A 21770-nucleotide genomic window follows, 5' to 3' on the forward strand; every position below is an offset into this window, starting at 1 on the left:
GGGGACTCAAGGATTGTAAGCTCAGAATGATGCGGCAATCTTACATCCGACAAAAGTTGGTAAAGATTCTCAGTTTGAATCTTTAGGGGGCCACGGGACCTGTCGATGAGTAAAGTCATGATGAACGTAAGTGGCAAGAATCTCATAGTTTTTATCCTGACAGTGTTTGCACTGACTGGGTGTAAAGAGCCCGAGATGCAGCTTTCAACCCTGGGTAAGAAGCTTCCGGCTCCTTCCCTTAAAGGCGGCAGTCCGTTTGATCAGGACTTCGACAGTCAGAACTATGCACGCGTGCAGGGAAGCTGCGACACGCGAGTGGGTACGATCCTGGTCAGCTTTGATAAAAGCGTGTGGCACCAACCGCCGTCTTCACCAGATTTGACCGACACCACTTTGTCTGCCGGCCTTGCCAATGATTCTGACTGCGCTGATGGCAGCTTTGATATTTACCTGACCAAGAATGATCTTCAGAATATCTGGGGGATTTCGACCGGCTCCTCCGGTAGCGATGTGGACTATATCTATATAAAAGGTTCTTCCGTGATTGGTGACACTGAAACACTGACTCTGGTGGATGGTGATGCCAACAACCCGGGAACCGGCACAAACTCGGGGGTGGCGGCATTGGTGGTTCTTGAAAAGAACTGGCCACGCGGCTTTGCGGGTTCAGACCAATGCAGCTCCTTCATGGCTTTCTTAAATACCGAAAACGGCCAGCGCGCCACCCACACGACGGATGTCAGCTTCAAGCTCAGCAAAACAGTGGCAGGTTCCACCTATTCAGGAATCACTGCCTATAAGAACTGGAGCGACTGTCACAGTGATTCCAATATCACTGACACCTTCACCATTCCGGCCGGCTCTGATTATACAGAAATCATTTATCGTTTCCCATCCACCCCGCTGGATGCTGTATTGAATTTCAAGATCATCAACACCTCAGCCCTGCGCGCAAGCACAACGGCGGCAGCAGTGACTTTGCGAAACTCCGAAGCTTCCTCCACATATCGTTGGTTGTCTCTGGAAGAGCACATGTTCCAGATCTACAAGAATATCTGTTATCCGATCCGCTTAAGATCCAATAATTTCAACAACAGTCCAGCCTACGATCAATTCGGCGGCACTCTGGATCTGGTCGCCAGTGATGCGCGCATGAAATTCTATACCGATGCTTCCTGCGGCACTGTCACCTCCAGTTACACTTTCAGCAGCTATAATTCCCTGATTGTCGGCTATGTGAAGTTCTCTGAAGCCTCATCAACAGACACCATGGCCTCTGTAAACCTCACCATTACCGGGGCGACTGGAAACACCTATTATTACGATGCAGTCCCTCTGAATTTCCGTGTGGATCTCAGCAGCAAGTCCATCGCTGCCAAGCTCGACTTCTGGGGACCGCGTGATATCGCCAACGGCTATTGCAATGCCTATAATGTTGTGACTATGAACGCAAACGGCACCATGCTGCCAGTCAACGGGGCTTTGACGGTCAACCTGGCAACCCAGGAAAGCAATCTGGGTCAGTTCTATGCTGATGAATCCTGTGCAACACCAACAACAACTGCTGTCGTAGCCAAGAATACGGCTCTTAAGAAAGTGTATTTCCGTGCGGGAGCTGCCAATGCAGGTACTTATCACTTCAACGTGAATGCATCGGGATTGACCAACCACACGCCAATCGTGAATATTCGAACTCCGATCACGCAATTTAAAATTGTGCCTATAGATATGACTGCCGGAGCATGCAAAGCGATCTCTATTGGAGTGGCTGATGGAGCAGGGATCTTCCGTATCGCCGACCAGAACTACAGTGCACCGATTTCAATTTCCATCACACCCACACCAGGCAGCAATGTGATCTTTGCGGATCCGAGCTGCAGCGTAGCGGCTTCATCAAACTACATCACCGTGGGATCAGGCATGGGGGCGGCTGTTCTGTATATACAAACTGCCGGCCTGAACGGCAAGATGCTGGACCTCACTGTTTCCGCAGTCGCTGGAGTGTCAGGCTCCGCCTTCAACGGAACCTTCCAATAATAGCTATTTGATCTTTTCGTGCAGATGTTTCAGAAGCTTTTCGCGGTCCTTTTCCGGATGGATCGCGAAAGTTTCTGTTTCACCTTTAGTGGAAGCAAACGTCACGGCCTGAGTGTCGTCAATGCAAAGATCCAGACAACTGGTTGTCACCACACGAATCTTGGAACCGTCACCACTTTCCTTGAATGATTTTTTCAGGAACATTTTCAGATTATCAGCGCTGTTGCCTTCTTCTTCCAGCAACTTGGGACTGATGGACTTGTGGCACTTCGTGCAGATCAGAACGATGCCTTGGGACCAGGGGTTTTCTTCGCGCTTCATAGTTTTCTCCTCAGCTCCGCCCACAGGATCTTTCCCAAATCGCTGCGCGGGATTTCGTTCATATAATAAATTTTACGTGCTTTTTCAAAGGGAAGCACTTTTTCTGAATACAACTGCAGGACTTTGTCCGTGTCGGCTTCAGATAAAAGACTGACCAGATGAATTTCAGCACCCAGTCTGTCAGAAGGCACGTCCAACAATGTCACTTGTGTGGGCCAATGCGGATTCAAGTGAAAGGCACAGGATTCAAGCACCGAACGAAGTCTTGCCACATTGGTCGCTTCGCCACCGATCTTGACATAGTCTTTGCTGCGGCCTTCAATCAGCAGACTGCCATTCGCGACCGAGCCCTTGTCTTCAGTCGTAAACCAGCCGTCCGCCGTTTTTGGATCCCACACGCGCAAACCCGTTTCGGAATTCTGCGCATAACAAGTGAACAAAGATTCCGCCCACACTTCCAGATATCCGCTGTCATTCTGGCGGGCCTTTGCATGGGTCAACAAACCCACGGGTGGGAACTCATCTTGTTTCAGACTGTCCAAAGACGCCGTGGCGATCTGGGAGGCGGTTTCGCTCATCCCATAACTTGGCAGCACCGGCCACCCCAGGGCGCGCGCTTTTTTGTAAAGATCCGCTTCAAAAGCTCCGCCGCCAACGACGATCGCCCGCAAAGTCGCAGGCGCCTTCAAGCCTTGTGATACCAGATCATATACTTGCGTCGGCACCAATGCCGATAAAGTGCAGCCTTCAGAAGCCAGCACACCGTAATAGTGCTGAACGTCCCAGCGCCCGTCTTTCAGGGCCTTCACAACCTTGGCTCCGCTAAGATGCGCACGGATTTCTATACCCAGGCCCCCAACATGAAAATGCGGCAGCACCTGAGTCCACACATCTTTAGCAGAACTTTGCAGATGAAAATTCACCGCCCGAGCCGATGCCATCAGCGCCTGCTTCGACAAAGCCACAAGCTTGGTCGCTGAAATCGAGTTCGCGGTGGAACCGGATGTTGCGATCCACACATGGCCTTTCAGGTTTTTTTCAATCTGACTTTTTTCCGCAAGACGGTACAAAGCCTGATAGTCGGCTTCAGGCCAGCGTGGGTTCAGCAGGATTTCGTTAGATTCAGAATGAAGATCTATCGGACTTTGAGCTGATACCACGTCAGGGCCTCCAGCAATTTATCAAAGCCCACGCCGGTGCCTTTGTTCTTCAAAAGATACGGTCCTTGGGTGGAAAGCTCGGCCGCAAAAGAATCCATCTGGTACAGGCGATGAGTCAGACAGCCGGATTCAAGAATCATATCCCCGTACTTGTCTTTTAATTCCATCGCCACACCCACGGCATGCACCACACCCACCGGATGATCCATATAGCTGGTCACCGCCAGTTTCAGGTTCCACTTCTGGCATTGGGCCACCGCCTTGTCGACGTCGGTCTTTGCGGGCTTAATCACGATCACATCAAAAGGCGCTGAAGCAATCTTACCCCACGGCACTTTGTCGTACTGATTGTCCAACGCGATTTTGGCCAGCTTGCGGGCTTCACCCCACGCGTGAAAATCAAACGGAAAGGGATCTTCAACGTATTCAATCAGCGGACGCACCGTCAGCGGCAGATTCACCATGAACTTTTCAAAAGTCTGCCAGCTTCCCAACGCATTGAAATCCAGGCGCATGCGCATGCCCGAAGCGGCGATATGGGTCAACATGTCTGCTTCTTTTTGCAGGTCACGGCCCATTTTGACTTTGACGGTGGTGTAGCCTTCGTTTTTCAGTCCATCCAAAAAACCGGGCTTCAGGTCTTGAAAGTGCGAAAGCAGATAGTTGTTTTTGATTTTTTCGCCGCCATCAAAGACGTGTTTCTTTTCTTTGCGAAGAAGCGCGTCTCGACGGGCCAGCCAGATGCTTTGCTCAATCTGTGTGGTCATGCGCCCCATACGCAGATCAGAAAGCTGTTCTTCCAGGGACAGATCCCCCAGCTCAGGCCACGGATGCAGATCCGCAAAGCCATACAGCCCGTCATTCCACTCAACCTTCAGCAGAATCCCTTCACGCACGGTGGCCGCTGTGGCGGCATTCAGGGACTGAACAGGCTTCAGAGTGTAGGGGCTGTAGCTGATCTTGATCAAAAGGCAAATCCAATCGCAATAAGAAGTCCAAAGAGCAGATGCAATCCCGCTGCCTGCCCCAGGAATTTATTGTATGCCGGACTTGGCTCCGTGGCGAAAACATTTTTTGTGATCTTCACTGCCAAAGGCAAAGCAAACATCGAGACAATCGCCGCGATCTTGTAACCTTCAAACCACCAGTACAGATTGAGAACAAACGGCAGGAATGCCAAGGCCGCAATTTCCCAGCGAGAGAATTTCACACCAAAACGCACCGCCAGGGTTTTTTTGTTCACCAGACGATCACCGGCATGATCGCGCAAGTTGTTGATCGCAATCAGCACTGTCGCGTGCAAACCGATCTGCAGGCCCAATACAAACGCCTCGGACAGCCACTCACCGGTGTTCAGGAACACAATCCCCGTCACGGCCAACAAACCAAAAAAGATAATCACAAACAGATCGCCCAATCCCAGGTAAGCCAACGGGAACGGACCGGCGGTGTAGGAATAACCCATCAGAACCGAAGCCACACCAATGGCCACAATCACCCAGCCGCCTTTCAGCACCAGCGGGATCCCGCACATCACGGCCAAGGCGAAACAAAGCGACCCCAGCAACATCACCTGATTGGCCGTCAAAATGCCGGCTTGGGTGATACGCTGAGGGCCGATGCGTTTTTCCGTATCCGCACCCTTTTTAAAGTCCACGGCATCGTTCACCAGATTGGTCCCGATCTGAATCAGGAAAGAGGCCATCAATGCGTAAAACAAAACCCAGCCATCCCAGGAAAGACCGATAGCCTTTACCAGAGCCGTCCCCGCCACACAGGGCACCAGGGCAGCAGTCAAAGTTTTGGGGCGAAAAGCGAGAAGAATACTTTTAATCTGGGTGGCAGAGGTCATTTTGCATCGCATTGTTAAGGGTTAAAATCCAACCTCTTTGTATCAGATTCTTTTCGCGTGACCAAAAGAATTTCTAAGGGCAAAAGAAGGAGGTTTTCCGAATGAAGGGGGTTTTTATGAATGGCATGACTTTGATGGCTTTTGCTGCCGGCGCGGTGGTTTCCGGACTGCTGGTGTATTTCAAGCTGAAAGCGCAGTTTGCCTCTGAAAAATCCCAGTTGGAAGCCGACCTGTCCACGGCCCAGATGAAAAATGATCTTCTTTCACAAAGCCTGTCGGAACAAAAAAACCTGATGGTCGAAACCCGCAAACAGCAGGAAGAGCTGTCCCAGCGCATGAACACCCAGTTTGAGGTGATGGCGCAAAAAATCTTCGAGGAAAAGTCCGCCAAGTTCACCGACCAGAATCACAAGAACATCGCTTCTGTGCTGGAGCCCCTGAAAGAACGCATCAAGGATTTCGAGAAAAAAGTGGAAGAAACCTATTCCACCGAACGTTCCGAGCGCGGTGTTTTGCGTGGAGAGCTGACCAAGTTGATGGAACTGAACAAAGTGATGTCCGCTGAAACCCAGAACCTGACCAAAGCGCTGAAAGGTGAAGTCAAAACCCAAGGCAACTGGGGCGAACTGATTCTGGAAAACATTCTGGAAAGATCCGGCCTGCGCAAAGGTGAAGAATACGTGATCCAGGGCACCGACATGGATCTGCGCGGCGAAGACGGCCAGATTCTGCGCCCGGATGTGATCGTGAACCTGCCGGATGAAAAGCATCTGATCGTCGACTCCAAAATGACGTTGATTGCCTATGAGCAGTATTCTTCCGCAGAAACCGCTGAAGATCAGGAACGTCTGGGCAAACAGCACATTGATTCCCTGAAGAAACACATCGATGGACTTTCCGAAAAGAAATACCACGCAGCTGATAAATTGATTTCTCCGGACTTTGTGATTTTGTTCATGCCTTTGGAGCCGGCATTTGCCTTGGCCTTCAAGCTAAAGCCTGAAATCTTCCAATATGCTTGGGAAAGAAATATCGCCATCGTCAGCCCGACGACTTTACTGGCGACCCTTAGAACTGTGGCAGCTTTGTGGAAACAGGACCGTCAGGAAAAGAATGCTTTGGAAATCGCCAAACGCGGTGGCTTGCTTTACGAAAAATTCGCAGGCCTGCTGAAAGACCTTCAGCATCTGGGTGAAAAACTGGGTGCCGCCCAGAAAGCCCACGAAGACGTGATCAAAAAAGTATCCGAAGGCCGTGGCAACCTGATTGATCAGGTCGAAGACTTGAAACGTCTGGGCGCCAAAACAGAAAAGTCCCTGCCACAACTGGAACAGGCCTAAAGGCTGCGGGCCCTGTGTTCGCGCAAGGCCCTGACTTGTTCCACCGCAAATATCACTGCAATTGATTGAGACTTTCCGCCTTGAAACTTAGCCTGTTCAAGGGGCCTCATGACACGAAAGAACTTTTTCCTGCTGGGTCTGGCCGTGATTGTCGGCGCATCCATCTGGCTCTATTTTTCCTATAAGGGAATTAAAACCACACAAGATGCCTTGGTTGAACAGGCCGAGCTGACCCGTGCCCGCCGCCCCGCCTCGATCCCAGTTGTAATGTCACCCCCGCCTGAAAACCGCACTGTCACCGCCACCAAGGCCCGTCTGCAGCAAGAGGCCCTGACCCTGCAGCAGCAGCTGATAGAAGCCAACACAAGCCTGCAGCAAACCCAGCAGGCCCTGGAAAGCCTGCGGGCTCGACAACAGGAGGAAAGCCAGGCGCCGACCGCGGACTCGTTTTCCTCGGAACTTCAAAGCAGCAGTCTGGAGCTACAAAGTTTCGTGAGCGAATTGAATTCCTATGACCGGTTGGCGGAAGACATCAACCGCCGGGCCGACGAAGCCCTGCGACTGCAAAGCAGTCAGGCGCAGGTGGCGCGCAATCAGATTGATGAAAACATTCGCTCGCAGGAATACTACATTCGCCAGACCCAGGATGAAATCATCTATTGGCAACAGAACACCAACGACCTGACAGCACGACAGGCGCGTCTGGATGAACTGAATAATCTGCAGCTGCAACAACAACAGCAACTGGAACTTATGCAAAATGAAAAGCTGCTGCTTTCATCGCAAGCCCTTCAAGGCCCACAAAGCGTGCAGCAGGCCCGCGAACAGGCCCTGTCGGATCTGAATCAGGACCGCAGCAGCCTGCAGGAAGAAATCGCCATCCGCCGTTCCCAGATCCAGTCCCTGCAAGAGAACATCTATGAAACCACCACCAACGACTACTCCCTGCGCCGCCAGTTGCTGCAGACCCAGCGTGCGGTCGAACAACAGCAACAGCAGATCCGCCGTCTGGAATCCTCTTTGATTGAAAAAAACGCCGAGCTGAGTGCCCTGGAATAACTGACTGGGGCCCAAATAAAAAAAGGAGCCTCAGGGGCTCCTTTTTCTTTTTCTGAATCTTTAAAAATTAAAGTTCAGCGTCGCGAACAACATGCAGCTTGGTTGCCACATCGATGCCGGTGGATTGATTTTTGATAGCGACAGCCGGGTTCTGCACCACACGCTGTTGCAGCTTGGTGAAGATAGGCTCGCGGATAGCCAGGTTGTTATCCTGAAGAACACACTGACGAGCCGTACGGGCTTCAATGTTCACAACGACTGGAGCTTTCAGGTTCGCAGTCATCAAAGTAGGATCATCCGGAATAGTCACGATAGAGAAGTAACGAGCTTTGTCCTGAGCCGTCAGTTTCAAAGCTTCCATGTCCCCTTTGGTCAGGGTTGCTTTGTACTGAGGAGCGAACAATTCAGGCTCAAGAACCGGGAAGGCAATCGCAGGAGCTTCACAGCTCTGCAACCAAGCGAAGATTTCATCATTCGGATCGTCAAGAAGAACGAACTTGCGCAAATCAGCGAAGCCCAACAGGCCTTCGGTGAAAGTCAGAACATCTTCCTGTTTCAGCTCAACTTGGCCGAATCGCGATGTTGAAATGATCATTCATCCTCCCAAAAGGTACTCAGGATTCACCCTTATTTTAGACACACCAAGGCGCTATGATGGTGAATACATGTATAAATCTGGACCTAAATCTAGGGAGACTCAATTAAAATCTAGTAGAATTGACTGGGCGCTTCAGGCTGACAGCGGCCACTACAAAGAGAAAGACGTCCCTAACATTGGAAAAATGCCCCCGTCTTTAGAAACGAAAAAAGGCCCGGCATTTCTGCCCTAGGCCTTTTCACTCACAAGTCTTTAAAACCTACTATGGTTTCAACAACTTAGCGATATTGCGTGTTTTATCGGCATCTGTCGTAGCAGACTGCTGATTTTGATCCTGAATCGCAACGTAAACTTCTTCACGGTGGATTTTGGTATCTTTGGGCGCTTCGATGCCTAGACGGACCTGTTTACCTTTAATTTGAACTACTCTGATTTTGATGTGGTCATCGATAGCGATGCTTTCACCCAACTTCCGTGTGAGAACCAGCATGACAACTCCTTTTGCTGCAGTCGTTATCGGTAGTTTTAAGCGGAACTGTAGGTATTATTTTTATCTTAGAAAGTCAAGAAGGCTTGGCTGAATAAGCTTACCGGACGTTTCGAGAGTCGCTTTGAGGGTGCTATCGGTCTTGTTGATGTCAGAAATAACCTGGAAAGCATCGGCATCTTCCAGCTGGGAAGCCGTTACTTTATTGTCCACCACGGCCTTTTGCAGGGAATCGTTGGTGCTATTGACGGCCATAATTCTGGACCCAACTTCGGAGCGAGCCAAAACCACCTGGGAAATAGCCTGATCCAGGGTATCCAGGGACTCTTGAACCCCCGCTTTATCATTGGTTTTCAGGGAAATTTCCAAATTCTTAAGCGTCGAGAACAAATTCACGCCCACAGAGCCCGTGACCGGATCCTGCCTGTCCGCGCGGCTTTGGCGGCCCGACTCTGACGCAGGACCACGCGTTGTCAGGAAGTTGGAGTCCACTTCCTCGTTGACCTGTTGACGCTCGATTTCCTGATTCTGGAAATCCTTCAGGGACTGAACATCGGTCGGAGTCTCATACTGAGCACGAACGATCCCGTCCCCGCCCAAACCACGGCCCAGGAACACTTTGCTGCCCGGAAGGTTCATCGCCACGAAAGAGTCCTTCTGGGTCTGAATCTTCATGTCCGAATCGTTACCAAAGTACTCGCCGGACTGATTGAATGGCGTTGTCTGGGTCTTCTGACCCCCGAAGATATATCTTTCACCCAGTTTGCGGTTCCCGATCTGGATGGACTGATTGTAGATCTGTTCGATCTCACTGGCCGTGACCATACGGCTTTCTTCGTTACCGCTGGCATCATTCGACTGGCTGACGGCCAGTTCTTTTGCGCGCACCAGGATCTCGGTCAGCTCGCTCAGGGACTGATCCGAAAACTCAAGGAAGCTTCGGGCATTATTGATGTTTTTAATGAACTGAGTGTTGCCGCGTTCTTCGGTTCTTGCCGTCAGAACACGCGCGGAAGCCAAAGGATCATCTGACGGCTTGTTGATACGCTTTTGAGTCGCAGCCTGATTCTGCAAATCAGCCATATCCGACCGGTTCTTGGTCAGATTCTGGTTCACCTGATTGAAAGACATCTTATCCGCGATTCTCATCTATTACATTCTCTTCAAGTTAAGGACTGTATCAAACATTTCGTCGGCGGTTTTGATCAAACGCGCAGACGCATCGTAAGTCTTCTGGAATTCGATCATCTTCGTGGTTTCTTCATCAAGGCTGACGCCGCTGATGCTTTCACGAATATTGGTCAGCTGGGAGATCACATTCTTTTGCGACTCCTGGGCTTTCACCGCCCGCTGGGTCACCGCACCGATCTGACCCACCTGCGTGCTGTAGTAATCATCCAGTGTGGAGGTGCCACCATCCATCACCTGACGATATTGCAAAGCCGAGATCACATTGGCCACGGTGTTATCACCGGCAGCACCCGGCTGGGCTCCCGTCGCGATTCTTCCCACATCGTTAAAGACGGTCTTATTCAGACCGATAACCGATGCGGCCCCCTTGACCTGATCAGGCATATCAAAGAACAAAACACCATTGCGGCCGCTTTTATCAAAACCCTCGATGTGAGCGGTGTTGACCTCTTTAGCCAAAGTGTAGGCCATGTTATCGACATGCCCCAAAAGATCCTCGATCACCTTGTCACGCACATCCAGGGCGCCACCAATGCGGCCCCCGGTGATTTGCTCTGTGATATTCGCGGAAGTGGAGCCACTGCCCTCAAAGAAAACTTCCACACGGTCACGAGCATCCGTCTGACGGGCTTTCAATTCAGAAGAGCCGATACCGGAAACCAGAATCGCCGTGCGACCCGCAGTCACCGTCACCATGCCGTCTCTGCCTTCGGCCCAGGAAATGTCGATTTTTTCGCCCAGTTTTTTCAGCAAAAGATCACGGCGGTCCCGCTCGTCATTGGCAGGTGTGCCCTGCACCTCAACCATCTGAACCTTTTCGTTCAGGGAGGCGATCTCTTTGGACAACTGGTTGACCTCTTCAACGGTCGTTTTGATCTGACCGTCAAGGTCTTCCTGAACCGCCTTCAACTGACCCACCACGCGACCGAAATCTTTGGTCAGCGCCACAGAGGATTCACGCACCATCGTACGGGAAGCCAGACTTTCAGGGTTGTTGGAAAGTTCACGGAAAGAGTTGAAGAAATCAGTCATGTACTGATTCAAACCCTTGTTGTTTTGTTCATTGTAAATCTGCTCAACACGACCCAGAGCATCCGCACGGGAGTCCTGGAAGCCCATGCTCATGCCTTCGCGCTGGATTTGCTTTTCAAGCCATGGATTGTTGACGCGGGTAACGACCCCTGCCCGGGCACCCATCCCGATCTGAAGATTTCCTTCAGTGATAGGCGTGTTCGTCTGAAGCTCCACTCTCTGGCGAGAGAAACCTTCAGTCGATTTATTGGCGATGTTATGACCGACCGTTTGCAACGCCGTCTGAGAGTTCATCAGAGAGCGTTTGCCCGTATCCATCATAGCCGAGATTTTAGACATCCTATCCTCATCTCCGGTGGGTTCCGTTTACTGCTGCTGCTTCAGCTTTCGCGCCTCCGGCGCTCCAGCACTGCGGGCTTGCGCCCCCTCAGGCTTCTTTACTTACGAAGTTGCCTGCGACTTGCGGGCCTTGTTTTACCTGGCCCTTGCCTCCGTAAGTTTTCTTGCCGGAAAGCGTGTCTTTGATATTGTTCAAAGCGCCGTTCAATGTCGACAGAGCGGACTTTGTGTATTCTTCGTTATCTTTGTTAATTTCAGTGATGCGTTTGATCAGAATGTCCAGCGCCGCGTGCTGCGTGCGCAGACGGTCTGCCGCCGGAGTGCCTGCAAGTTTCTGTGCAAGCTCCAGCAAGCGTGGATTTTCAACATCTGCACCAACCAGGGTCGCCAGTTCCATCGCATAACGGGAACGCAGGGAATCCTGAGCGCGCAGCTTGAACAGCAACTCTTCTTTCAGTTTGTTGCTTTCATCCAATGCTTCACGATCCGCCTTCAAAAGAATTTCTTTTTCTTTGCGAACGATATCCAGCAGTGAACGGTAGATTTTGGTAAGTTCTTCGAGATTTGATTCTAACTTGTGAAACGCTCTTTCGACTGTTGCATCCATCATCTTCATCATCCTTGATGCCGCCGTGGGCGGTTAAGATTTATGTTCGAGGCAGCTTTTTTTTAACTCCGGCTTCGCTGGAGTTGAGCTGCTTCAGCTTCAGGCCCTACCGGGCCTTCAGCTCTGCCCGCTGAGGCGGAGCTCTGCCCGCTGGGGCGGCGACTAAAATTCCAAATGTTCGTCGACCATTTTGTCGGCGATGGCTTTGGCGTCAACTTTGTATTTGCCTTCGTCAATCAAGGCACGGAATTTTGCAACTTTAGCTTCATCAACATCCGGAGTTGCCAATGCAAGTTCCTTGATGCGTTTTGCTTCTTGCGCACGAGGAGAAAGTTCCACGCGAGAAGATTCGCCAAGATTGGAGGAAGTCAGAACATCAGCTTTCGCCGCGCCGATATTGTCCGCTTTGCCTTTGATACCAGCGGCGTTGTCAGCTCTGGAAGAATCAGTAAGATTCAAATTTTGACCGACTTTATTGTGCGTGATCTTCATCGAGATCCTCCTCCGTCAAGAGTGAAAAAATACACTCTTCTATTCTGTTCATAGTATCACAATGGGACAATTACACCAAATCATTCTGAGACAGTTTCTGGTCTAGGTTCACTCTGGGGTTCGATGGTCCAGTAGAGCGATTTCGCCTCTGGACTTAAAAAGCCAAGGGTGTCGCCAGCTTGCAGTTTTTCCCCTGTCGAAACTTTTGACAGTCCGCCTTTAAAAACCATCTGGCTCTTTAGACCATTGTCGTGACCGATCTCGACCAGAGTCTGGTCATCGGCCAGACTGCGCTTGCCAAGAAGCACGCCATCCCAGGGAGCCTTCACCTCGGAAGCCGCTCCTGGGGCTGATTCAGTGTCGAATCGATAAGACAGGGCCTGCTTCTTTCCCGGGTGCTGGAATGGCTTCAAAGCCAGGTTGCTTTTTTCATCCATGGCCAAAGGTCCTACAGGCTTTGTGACAGGTGCACGCACACCCATGGCCACGCCGAACTTGTTCATCAGCTGATCATAGATCATGTTGGACAAACCGATACCGCCACGTTCGCCCCACTTTTCAACATACTGGTCATCAAGTTGTTCTTTGAAAATCTTCTCAGCCTGATTGGACTGAATGAAGCCGCCTTCTTTGACGGTGGAACGCATGGCTTTCATCATTTCGCGCAGGAAATGTTTTTCGTACATGTCAGAAACTTCGCGCAGCTTCTGCTCGGGCGCCTTTTGTTCAGGCCGCCCCATCATACGATTGCCAAGGGGTTTAAAACCGCCGGATCCCACATCGCTCATTGCGAGACTCCTAGATCAAAAAAGAAAAAGGTACGGATGTACCTTTTTTGAAAGAGAAAAAAAGGGGAGTTAGAGTCGGAGAATCATGTGCATCCTGCACTCGATTCTGAGAGTGTAGCTTCGGCTCGTGTTGATCACTCCGTGATCTCTGCTGACCTGTTGCTCCTGTTTCCTGCGAGAAACTTTTGACTCTTGACCTTCCATGGTTCGCGATCTCTTTCTCACCCTCCCCGCGTTTCAAACACGTCCATGTGTCTGAAACTATAACTTTGATTGTATTAAATGCTGTGTCATTCTGAAACAGAAATCTCATAAAACTTCGAGTTCCCCGTGCAAAGCTCCAGCTGATTTTATGGACTGAAGTATTGTAATCAGGTCCTTAGGCGAGACTCCCAGCTTGTTAAGTGCCTGGACCAGTTCACCGACGCTGACACCACTGTCGAGAACCGCCACTTTTTCTTCCGCACCTTTTTTGCCATCGCCCACTTTCACTGACAGTGCTCCGTGTGAGATAGCAACGCGTGAGATCTTCACTTTGTCACCGATAACAATCGTTCCTGTTTTTTCATTCACCACAACACGCGCTTTCATGTCGGGATTGATCTCAATGGATTCAATCGTCGCCAAAAGCTCCACACCGCGATTTTCATAGGCAAACGGTGTGATGATATCAATCGTGCCGGAATCCTTTGCTGAAGCATAGAGACCCCCCAGCTCTTTATTGATCGTCAGCACAGAGCGCGCTGCCGTCGTGAAATCCGGATTGATCAAAGTCAGGCGGTACATCTTTCTGGAAGAAAAATCCGCTGTCATATCACGTTCAATCGTTGCCCCATTCGGGATGCGGCCTGCAGTGGTGTGTGAATCTTTGCCATCACCACCAATCACGATACTTCCCTGAGCCACGGCAAACACCTGCTCGTTGGCAGCGCGCAGAGGCGTTTGCAGCAGGGTCCCCCCCTGCAAGGAAGACGCTTCACCGATCGCACTGACATTAATGTCAATCGGGTTTCCGGCTTTACCGAATGCCGGCATGGTCGCCGTCACGATCACCGCCGCCACGTTTTTGCTGGAAAAATCGACGTTATCGAGTTTCATCCCCAGCTTGTCGAGCATACGCACCATGCTCTTGCTCATAAATTCATTTTTGCCATCGCCGGTGCCTTTAAGACCCACGACGATGCCGTAGCCAATCAACTGATTTTCACGCACGCCACGAATGCTGGCGATGTCCTTCAAGCGGGCGGCATTGGCCGACTCGATCAAAGAGAAAAACAAGACAGCGGAAAGAATCAGAAAGTTTGTGATTTTATTCATTGCTCTTTGTCTTTCTCAAAGAAACCACATCGTACTGTGGATCCAGAAGTTTATCCGAGTTGATCCCCGCATCATTGAAGTCCTCCGGACGAATCAAACCCGTCACAATGACTTTGTATTCACGCTTGCCGATCATGAACGGCTGCTGACCTTTGATGCGATAGTTGCCGTCGGCCATTTTTTCCACGATACGGGTTGGGATGCTGGCCACATCAGCAGCTCCATCATCCTTTTCCTCAACCTTTGCCGGTTCAGGCTTTTTTGCCGCTTCCACTGACGCCGGGGCACGGGAGGCCTCATCCCCGTTTTGCGCCAACGAATTATTCAGCTGCTGTTGCTGCTGTTCTTCCAGCTGCTTCAAAAGTTTTTTGATCACAGACACTTTGGTGTCGACCTGCTTCTTCGCCGGACCATCCAAGGTCACATTCAGCAGGTCCCCTTCTTTGCGCATTTTGTTTTGCGCAAACAGATAAGCCCCCTGGCCTTCCATCACCCACATGGATCCGGCGTTGGCGCCCAGGTCGGATTCTTCTTCCATGCGGTTTTTCGTCATGCGTTTGTACTGACGATCCGTCGGCACACCCATGTTCTGGTTGTCAGAATATCTTGGCGCCGTGTTGATATCCTTCAGCGCCGGTGCTTCCTTCGGGCCGTCCAAAGACGCCATGAAATCCTGCATGGTTGCGCAACCTGCAGTGAACACCATCAAAACCAAAACTGAGAAAGAAGAAATCATCTTCATCATTGCAACTTCACCACACCTTTTTCAGTGACCAGACCGGACAGAACTTTCTGGGTTTCCAGATTTTTTACCTTGATAAGATCCCCAACAAAGCCACTGTCCTCCGCCATCATGTTGACGGAGATCTCGAAACTGTCATCGCCAAGCAATGCTTTAACGATCTGTCCCTTCTTAGCTGCCGGTTCACGTTTGAGATCAGAAGCCCATACGGTGCTTCCAACGGGAAGTGAGCGAGCTGCCATCTGACCCTGGATATCCTCCATGCGCAAACTGCCATCCTTGGCAAAAGTCACGTCCGTCATGGACATGCGCAGGTCATCTGCTTGAACTCTCTCTCCTTGTAAGATCAAACGGGTCGTTACAGGGGTTAATTTTGAAACGCGAATTGTGCCGGAAATCCATTTGATCTGGCGCTGATCGCCATCGCGAAGTGGCAGCAGGAAGCCGCCCTTGGCGGAAAGCTGAGTAAAATCAAGATCCCACAGCTTTGACGCCGGACGTGGCGTGCTTTGGATGCTGATCTGATATTCACACTCATTGCAGCGCGCTTTGAGGATATTATGAACTTTTCTCTCAACTTCCTGGCGCGACACCGGCGTGGCAGCAAAGCTCACCTGCACTTGGGAAGGCACCTTGAATTGAGGATTCAGACGACGCAGATTTTCCTGACTGTTCAAGGCCGCACGCATCTTCACCAGAATTTCGCTGGAATTCAGATGCTGGCTTAACAACAATTCCCGGCAGTCCTCGCGCAGAACCACAGCGTCCAAAGCATTCACCAGCTCTTCGGTGCCGCCCGTGACGGTCGCAATATCACCCAGACGCAAAAGCTCACGCTGAGAAATCTCCACACTGGAAGGAATGGAGATCTCAGGCCTTGCGAAGGCCTGCAGACTTACCAGAAATGTGAGCGCGAAAATCTTCTTCATCAATTATCTCAGATTGTTAATGGCTTGAAGCATCTGATCGGAAGCCTGCATCACTTTGGAGTTGGTTTCCATCGCACGCTGGGCGGTGATCATATTGACCATCTCATCCACAATGTTCACGTTGCTGGATTCCAGCTGCCCTTGTGCCAGATAGCCTGTGCCATTCAAACCCGGACGGGAGGCAATTGCCTGACCGCTGGACGGAGTCTGTGTGAACAGGTTTTTACCCATGGCTTTCAAGCCCGCCGGGTTTACAAAGTTAACGATATCGATTTGACCGATAGTCTGAGGAACATCATTCATGCCAGTGATTGTACGAACCTCACCGGTGGGTGCCACTTCAATGCCGGACACATTTGCCGGAACAGTGATTTCCGGCTGCAAAGCATTTCCGTTTTTATCGACCAGACGGCCGTTGGGATCTTTTTTGAAAGCGCCGTCGCGGGTGTAAGCTGTTTCACCATCCGCCGTCAGCACCTGGAAGAAGCCGGAACCTTCGATCTGAATATCCAGAGGGTTTTTGGTGATCTGCGCCTGGCCGCCGGCAAAATCCTTTTGCACGCCTGCTGTACGCACACCCAAACCGACCTGAACCCCATTCGGGGAATATGCATTCAGACCCGAAGCCGTCCCTGGCTCCTTTTGGGTCTGGTACATGAGGTCTTCAAACTCAGCGCGGGATCTTTTAAAGCCAGCCGTCGAAACGTTGGCAATATTATTGGCAATAACATCCATGTTGGTCTGTTGTGCCGCCATCCCTGTAGCTGCTGTGTTCAAGCTCTTAAGCATTCACGAATCCTTCCGTTGGCTTAATAAATAATTTCAGAAACCGGCTGCAAATCCTAAGCAGCTAGTTTGTTTTTCCCACCACATTGATCATTTTGTCGGCCATCTGATCGTAAGCACTGATGGCCTTCTGCGTACTTTCAAAGACACGATTGGTGGAAATCATGTCTGTCATCTCCTGAACGATATTAACGTTCGAGGTTTCCAGAAAACCCTGTTTCACACTTGGATTTGCGATGTTCTGCATATCCGGAGCGATATTGGGCTTGAATGTATAAAGAGAGCTTCCGGTTTTCTGCAAAGAATCCGGGTTGTTCACGCTGACCAGGGAAAGCTTCCCCAGGTTTTCTGTGCCTTCATAGACATCGCCGTTGTCGGCAACGGCAATGGCGCCCGTACCGGCAAAACGAATCACGCGGGAGGCAGGATCAGATCCCGGCTCGCCCTGACGAAGCACCGGATGACCTTCTTTGGTCACGAGCTGTCCGTTGCCATCCAATGTAAAATTACCGGAACGGGTCAGTTTCACGCCGCCCGGAGTGGCGATTTCAAAGAAACCTTTGCCATCAATGGCCACATCCAGGCTGTTGCCTGTCGGTTTCAAACCACCTTGAGAAAAGTCAGTGAAAGTACCTTTTGTGTCGACATACGACTTGTCGCCACCTTGCATGTTATAGAAGCTTTCAATCGCCGCCACATCGCGCGGGATCTGTGTGGTCTCTGGCATCTTTTCGTTGGCCGTCAGATATTCCTGGAAGAGCTGCTGGTCACGTTTAAACGCAGGTGTGTTCACGTTCGCCAAATTATTGGCGATTGTATCCAGCTTTGTACTTTGAGCCATCGCCCCACTGAGTGCTGTGTAGACCCCTTTTATCGCCATGAAAACCCCTCCACAGTGTTGAGCAGCAAGGCGTGTGCCATCTTTTGACAGGACGGATCTTGGTCTGGGAAAAAGGTTCCAAGCCAGACCTTTGTTCAGGAAAAAAAATCTGGGCTCAAGTTTTTTTCGATTTGGCCGCTGCATTGACCTTCGTCGATGGTGCCAGGGAATTGTCAGATCTTTGTCGACAGTGTCAAAGAATCGGCTTCATAATTGATTCTATGAGGACGTGGGTTGCATTCATTTTTATTGGCATCATTCAACTGAGCACTGGAGCTGGCGCGGCTTCCGTGGCATCAGCAACCCCCGCTACAGCAGCGACTGCCGTCACCCCGCAGGTGAATCCGGCGCTCAGCCTGAAAGAAAAATTAAAAGCCCTTACCGCCAAGTCCACCCACGTTCAATCCGACAATCTGATCTTTGATCTGCCCGTCACCTACAATAAAAAAGTCAGTCAGTGGATCGCCTACTTCCAGGGAAGCGGCAACAAGTGGTTCCGCACCTGGATGCAACGCTCGTACAAGTACATGCCTTTCATTCAGGAAGAACTGAAACGTGCGGGTCTGCCATCGGATCTTGCTTATATGGTGATGATCGAAAGTGGTTTTGCCCCGAACGCCATCAGCACCGCCGATGCCGTGGGCCCATGGCAGTTTATCGAATCCACAGGGACTCGTTACGGCCTGAGCAAAAGCTGGTGGCTGGATGAGCGCCGGGATTTGAAGAAATCCACCCTGGCAGCGATTCGTTACCTGAAGGATCTGCATTCCGAATTTGGTTCCTGGTATCTGGTGGCGGCAAGCTACAACATGGGTGAAAACGGTCTGCGCCGTCGCATCAAAAAATATGGCACCAAAGATTACTGGGCACTCATCAAATTGGATGCGCTTCCTCAAGAAACCCAAGATTACGTTCCCAAGATTCTGGCAGCCATGTTGATTGCCAAAGCACCGAACCTTTATGGCTTCCGCGATCTGGAAAAAATGGACCCATTGGAATACGACGTCGTACTTGTGCCTGGCGGCACCGACCTGGAACCTTTGGCGGATCATTTGGGAGTCACCAGAAAAGCATTAAAAGATTTGAACGCCGAGCTGTATTTGGGATACATTCCTCGACAGGTTGAGAAACACTTCATTCGCGTTCCGAAAGGGGCTGGAAGAATGGTTTCCACTTACGTCTATCAGCACTCTCGGAAAGTTGCTTTGGAATGAAACCCCTGATTGTTCAGAAATACGGCGGCGCCACTTTAGCAGATCCTGAAAAGATCAAATCTGTTTCATCCCGCATTGCCGCCCAGTCGAAAGAAAACTCTCTGATTGTGGTGGTCAGTGCCATGGGTAAAACCACCAATTCCCTGATCGACCTTGCCAACCAGGTTTCCAGTCATCCTCAGCGCCGCGAAATGGACATGCTGCTGACCGTAGGTGAGCGCATCAGCATGTCCCTGGTCAGTATGGCCTTGAATGATCTGGGTTGTCCTGCGATCAGCTTCACCGGCAGTCAGGCCGGGATTTTCACTGATGATTCCCACGTCAATGCGTTTATCAAAGACGTCAAACCCATGCGCCTTGATGAGGCCTTGAAAAACAACCGCGTGGTGATTCTGGCCGGTTTCCAGGGCGTGTCCCCGGTAACCAAGGAAATCACCACTCTGGGACGTGGCGGTTCGGACACTTCGGCTGTTGCGATGGCGGCGGCCTTCAATGCCGAGCGCTGCGAAATTCTGAAAGATGTTCCCGCGGTCTTTACCGCCGACCCGAACATCGTGAAATCCGCGCGCCCTTTAAGTGAACTGAATTACGATCAATTGATGGAGATGACGTTCTGGGGCGCCAAAGTTCTGCACTATCGCTCCGTGGAACTTGCGAAAATGCGTGAAGTGACCCTTTACATCGGCCCGGCCTCCAGCAAAACCTCTGACGGAACCATCGTCAAAAAAGGATTGAATATGTTTGAATCCTGCAAAGCTCTTTCTTTGAATTCTCACGAACTGGTTCTGGGCATTCACTGCCGCGAAAAGAATCCGGCCAAGGCCCTACAAGGGTTGCAGAATCTTTTGGACAAGAACCAGATTGCCTTCCCGCAGCTGCTTAGCTGTGAAACCAGCCTGGATAAAACCGAAATCTTTTTGACCGGTCCGCAAGAAATCATGTTTGCCGTGAAAAAAGAGCTGGAAAAACATCCGGACTTCACTTTGCTTCCAACCGACTATTCCACAGTCACCCTGACTTGCACGGGCGCGACGTCACCGGAAATGACCCAGAAGGTTTTGAACACGTTGACCGGAAAGAACCTGGAGACACAAAAGATCCTGATCAGCGCCATGAGCCTGACCGTTCTTGTCGAAGCCCCCCTGCGCAAGCAGGTCATCGAGTGCCTTCATCCTTTGATTTGATTTTTGATTTAAGGCAGAAGAGTCGGACTCATCACGCGATAGCGGTTTTGAATCTTCTGCCAGATATTGGAATGCGGTCCGGTGATTCCATCCGGGCCTCCGCTGCCAGCCAAGCCACGCAACTTCGGATCATACTGTCCACCGGGAAGGAACTTGCTTAGATCAGGTCCGGCTTTGCCTTTTGCCGCACCAGCCATACCCGCCATGCCGGCAGCACCGCGATCTCCACCACCACTGCCGCCGCCAGAGCCACCAAAGGATCCGCCGCCACCATAGAATCCGGCATTCACCTGAACACCATCTTCAAGACCTTCTTCACCTGCGCCACCACCGGCAGCTCCACCGCCGCCGCCGCCACCAGAACTGGAGATGCCCGCACCACCGCCCTGTTTTCCATCCACAGCTTCACCTGCACCACCAGAACCTGGCTTGCCCGGAAGAATGGACGGAAGACTTGGCAGATCACCCCCGGCGCCTTCGAGACCCTGAGTGCCCAGCCGAGCTCCTGGGTTTGTGCTGCTGAGGAAAGTAGAACCTCCGGCACTGTTTTCATTCATACAAATTGGATCGGTCGGATTCTTGGAGCACACGCACACTTTGCTGCCCGCATTTGCAGGATTCGTACAGTCAGCGGCGGCGATCGCCGCACAACCTGGCAGATTCGGGTTTGTTTTACAAAGCTCAGGCAAAGCCGTGCTGTCGCCTGCAGTTTGTTCCGCACACTGAGCGGCGTTTTTCATTGTGCCTGCGAAGTTGTTGATGGCCTGATTGGCTTCCTGAACTTTGGAGTCAAAGTCATTACAGCGTTTTGCAGAGTTTTCCGCCGAAGCAATTGCCTGACGACTGATACCGTTGCCGCCGGCTGCCGCATCCAAACAAGCGGCATTCTGCTGGGCAAATTCAACAACCCTGTCACAGGCGGAATGACAACTGCCGATGGCAGACTGACAATTCATTCGATAAGCCGCCACCGCCGCATTGGCCGCCGAACTGAATGACGCCATCTTGGAACAAGCCGCCTGAATACTGCCTGCTGTCTGCTGACCGAACATTAAGCTAAGCTGTGAAGCCGTGTTGGCAACACCGCTCATACCAGAGTCATTTTTTTCATCGCAGGAATAAGAGGTCTCGGAAATTTGGGTGCGACATTCATCCATCATAGTTTGCAGCTGCGTGCTGCAAGTGAACATCACGTTGCTTGTTGGTGCTGGCGGCCCGACAAAGCTGTCGTTGGGAGTGCACTGCTGTTGGCCTGATTCACTGACAAAGCAACTCGAGCCTGCTGGACACACGATATTACAAGCAGGCGTTGCTGCAGCGTCGTTCGCGACAAAGAATAGCGAAATTGTGAATAGTGTTTTCAACGCGAACAAAGTACTCATTCCCATGGTATCTCTGATCGGCATTCCAACATG

Annotated in this window: 22 protein-coding genes; 5 read left to right on the forward strand and 17 right to left on the reverse strand. The window is 51.1% G+C overall.

From position 1 onward, the window contains the following. The first annotated feature begins 117 nt into the window (after positions 1-117). Entirely contained in the window at positions 118-2037 is a 1920-nt protein-coding gene (locus ACNQKP_RS01485) for a hypothetical protein (protein ID WP_417862366.1), read from the forward strand. A gap of 3 nt (positions 2038-2040) precedes the next feature. On the opposite strand, the gene ACNQKP_RS01490 is transcribed toward ACNQKP_RS01485, so the two are convergent. From ACNQKP_RS01490 to menA, 4 genes are read right to left on the reverse strand one after another with little or no spacing between them, the layout of a single operon-like run. After that, positions 2041-2358: a (2Fe-2S) ferredoxin domain-containing protein gene (locus tag ACNQKP_RS01490; RefSeq protein ID WP_015089717.1), complete on the reverse strand. Its 318-nt coding sequence runs from the start codon at positions 2356-2358 to the stop codon at positions 2041-2043. Next, a complete protein-coding gene (locus tag ACNQKP_RS01495; protein WP_417862369.1) occupies positions 2355-3518 on the reverse strand; it encodes an AMP-binding protein in 1164 nt (387 codons plus the stop codon). Before ACNQKP_RS01495 ends, ACNQKP_RS01490 begins: the two co-directional genes overlap by 4 nt. Then, positions 3494-4486, reverse strand: coding sequence for an o-succinylbenzoate synthase MenC (gene menC, locus ACNQKP_RS01500; protein WP_417862370.1), 993 nt, complete (start codon positions 4484-4486; stop codon positions 3494-3496). The genes ACNQKP_RS01495 and menC overlap by 25 nt, the downstream gene beginning before the upstream one ends. After that, entirely contained in the window at positions 4483-5382 is a 900-nt protein-coding gene (gene menA / locus ACNQKP_RS01505; RefSeq protein ID WP_011163121.1) for a 1,4-dihydroxy-2-naphthoate octaprenyltransferase, read from the reverse strand. Before menA ends, menC begins: the two co-directional genes overlap by 4 nt. Before the next feature lie 89 nt (positions 5383-5471). Here menA and ACNQKP_RS01510 point away from each other — a divergent pair, with 89 nt between their 5' ends. Both ACNQKP_RS01510 and ACNQKP_RS01515 read left to right on the forward strand, forming a co-directional pair. Continuing rightward, positions 5472-6710 carry a DNA recombination protein RmuC gene (locus ACNQKP_RS01510; protein ID WP_417862373.1) on the forward strand — a complete coding sequence of 413 codons (1239 nt, stop codon included), beginning with the start codon at positions 5472-5474 and terminating at the stop codon, positions 6708-6710. A gap of 108 nt (positions 6711-6818) precedes the next feature. Further along, on the forward strand, positions 6819-7769 hold the full coding sequence (locus ACNQKP_RS01515; protein WP_417862375.1) for a hypothetical protein: 951 nt from the start codon (positions 6819-6821) through the stop codon (positions 7767-7769). Between the two features lie 67 nt (positions 7770-7836). Here ACNQKP_RS01515 and fliW read toward each other — a convergent pair whose 3' ends face one another. From fliW to flgF, 12 genes are all read right to left on the reverse strand, one after another. Next, entirely contained in the window at positions 7837-8364 is a 528-nt protein-coding gene (fliW, locus tag ACNQKP_RS01520; protein ID WP_011163118.1) for a flagellar assembly protein FliW, read from the reverse strand. Between the two features lie 265 nt (positions 8365-8629). Next, complete coding sequence (csrA, locus tag ACNQKP_RS01525) at positions 8630-8857, reverse strand: carbon storage regulator CsrA (RefSeq protein WP_038451346.1); 228 nt, start codon at positions 8855-8857, stop codon at positions 8630-8632. A 60-nt stretch (positions 8858-8917) separates the two neighbouring features. Continuing rightward, positions 8918-10003 carry a flagellar hook-associated protein FlgL gene (flgL, locus tag ACNQKP_RS01530; RefSeq protein WP_417862378.1) on the reverse strand — a complete coding sequence of 362 codons (1086 nt, stop codon included), beginning with the start codon at positions 10001-10003 and terminating at the stop codon, positions 8918-8920. 3 nt (positions 10004-10006) lie between these two features. Beyond that, positions 10007-11416: a flagellar hook-associated protein FlgK gene (flgK, locus tag ACNQKP_RS01535; RefSeq protein WP_417862380.1), complete on the reverse strand. Its 1410-nt coding sequence runs from the start codon at positions 11414-11416 to the stop codon at positions 10007-10009. Between the two features lie 88 nt (positions 11417-11504). After that, positions 11505-12026, reverse strand: coding sequence for a flagellar protein FlgN (locus ACNQKP_RS01540; RefSeq protein ID WP_417862382.1), 522 nt, complete (start codon positions 12024-12026; stop codon positions 11505-11507). A gap of 159 nt (positions 12027-12185) precedes the next feature. Then, the gene (flgM, locus tag ACNQKP_RS01545) at positions 12186-12515 is read right to left on the reverse strand and encodes a flagellar biosynthesis anti-sigma factor FlgM (RefSeq protein WP_011163114.1); all 330 of its coding nucleotides are present in this window, start codon (positions 12513-12515) and stop codon (positions 12186-12188) included. An 80-nt stretch (positions 12516-12595) separates the two neighbouring features. Beyond that, positions 12596-13303 (reverse strand): rod-binding protein, encoded by a 708-nt coding sequence (locus tag ACNQKP_RS01550; RefSeq protein WP_417862384.1) that lies wholly within the window; start codon positions 13301-13303, stop codon positions 12596-12598. Positions 13304-13612: 309 nt separating this feature from the next. Continuing rightward, complete coding sequence (locus ACNQKP_RS01555; protein WP_417862386.1) at positions 13613-14620, reverse strand: flagellar basal body P-ring protein FlgI; 1008 nt, start codon at positions 14618-14620, stop codon at positions 13613-13615. Beyond that, on the reverse strand, positions 14613-15365 hold the full coding sequence (locus tag ACNQKP_RS01560) for a flagellar basal body L-ring protein FlgH (protein WP_417862388.1): 753 nt from the start codon (positions 15363-15365) through the stop codon (positions 14613-14615). Before ACNQKP_RS01560 ends, ACNQKP_RS01555 begins: the two co-directional genes overlap by 8 nt. Beyond that, positions 15362-16291, reverse strand: a complete 930-nt coding sequence (flgA, locus tag ACNQKP_RS01565) for a flagellar basal body P-ring formation chaperone FlgA (protein WP_417862390.1) — start codon at positions 16289-16291, stop codon at positions 15362-15364. Before flgA ends, ACNQKP_RS01560 begins: the two co-directional genes overlap by 4 nt. Before the next feature lie 3 nt (positions 16292-16294). Then, the gene (gene flgG / locus ACNQKP_RS01570; protein WP_417862392.1) at positions 16295-17080 is read right to left on the reverse strand and encodes a flagellar basal-body rod protein FlgG; all 786 of its coding nucleotides are present in this window, start codon (positions 17078-17080) and stop codon (positions 16295-16297) included. A 61-nt stretch (positions 17081-17141) separates the two neighbouring features. Beyond that, the gene (flgF, locus tag ACNQKP_RS01575; protein WP_417862394.1) at positions 17142-17957 is read right to left on the reverse strand and encodes a flagellar basal-body rod protein FlgF; all 816 of its coding nucleotides are present in this window, start codon (positions 17955-17957) and stop codon (positions 17142-17144) included. 221 nt (positions 17958-18178) lie between these two features. On the opposite strand from flgF, the gene ACNQKP_RS01580 reads away from it, so the two are divergent. Continuing rightward, a complete protein-coding gene (locus ACNQKP_RS01580; RefSeq protein ID WP_417862396.1) occupies positions 18179-19171 on the forward strand; it encodes a lytic transglycosylase domain-containing protein in 993 nt (330 codons plus the stop codon). Then, positions 19168-20355, forward strand: coding sequence for an aspartate kinase (locus tag ACNQKP_RS01585; RefSeq protein ID WP_417862398.1), 1188 nt, complete (start codon positions 19168-19170; stop codon positions 20353-20355). Before ACNQKP_RS01580 ends, ACNQKP_RS01585 begins: the two co-directional genes overlap by 4 nt. 8 nt (positions 20356-20363) lie before the next feature. On the opposite strand, the gene ACNQKP_RS01590 is transcribed toward ACNQKP_RS01585, so the two are convergent. Then, positions 20364-21737, reverse strand: a complete 1374-nt coding sequence (locus ACNQKP_RS01590; RefSeq protein WP_417862400.1) for a hypothetical protein — start codon at positions 21735-21737, stop codon at positions 20364-20366. Positions 21738-21770 lie beyond the last annotated feature (33 nt).

It is taken from the genome of Bdellovibrio bacteriovorus (genome assembly GCF_048286975.1).
Classification (GTDB): Bacteria; Bdellovibrionota; Bdellovibrionia; order Bdellovibrionales; family Bdellovibrionaceae; genus Bdellovibrio; species Bdellovibrio bacteriovorus_H.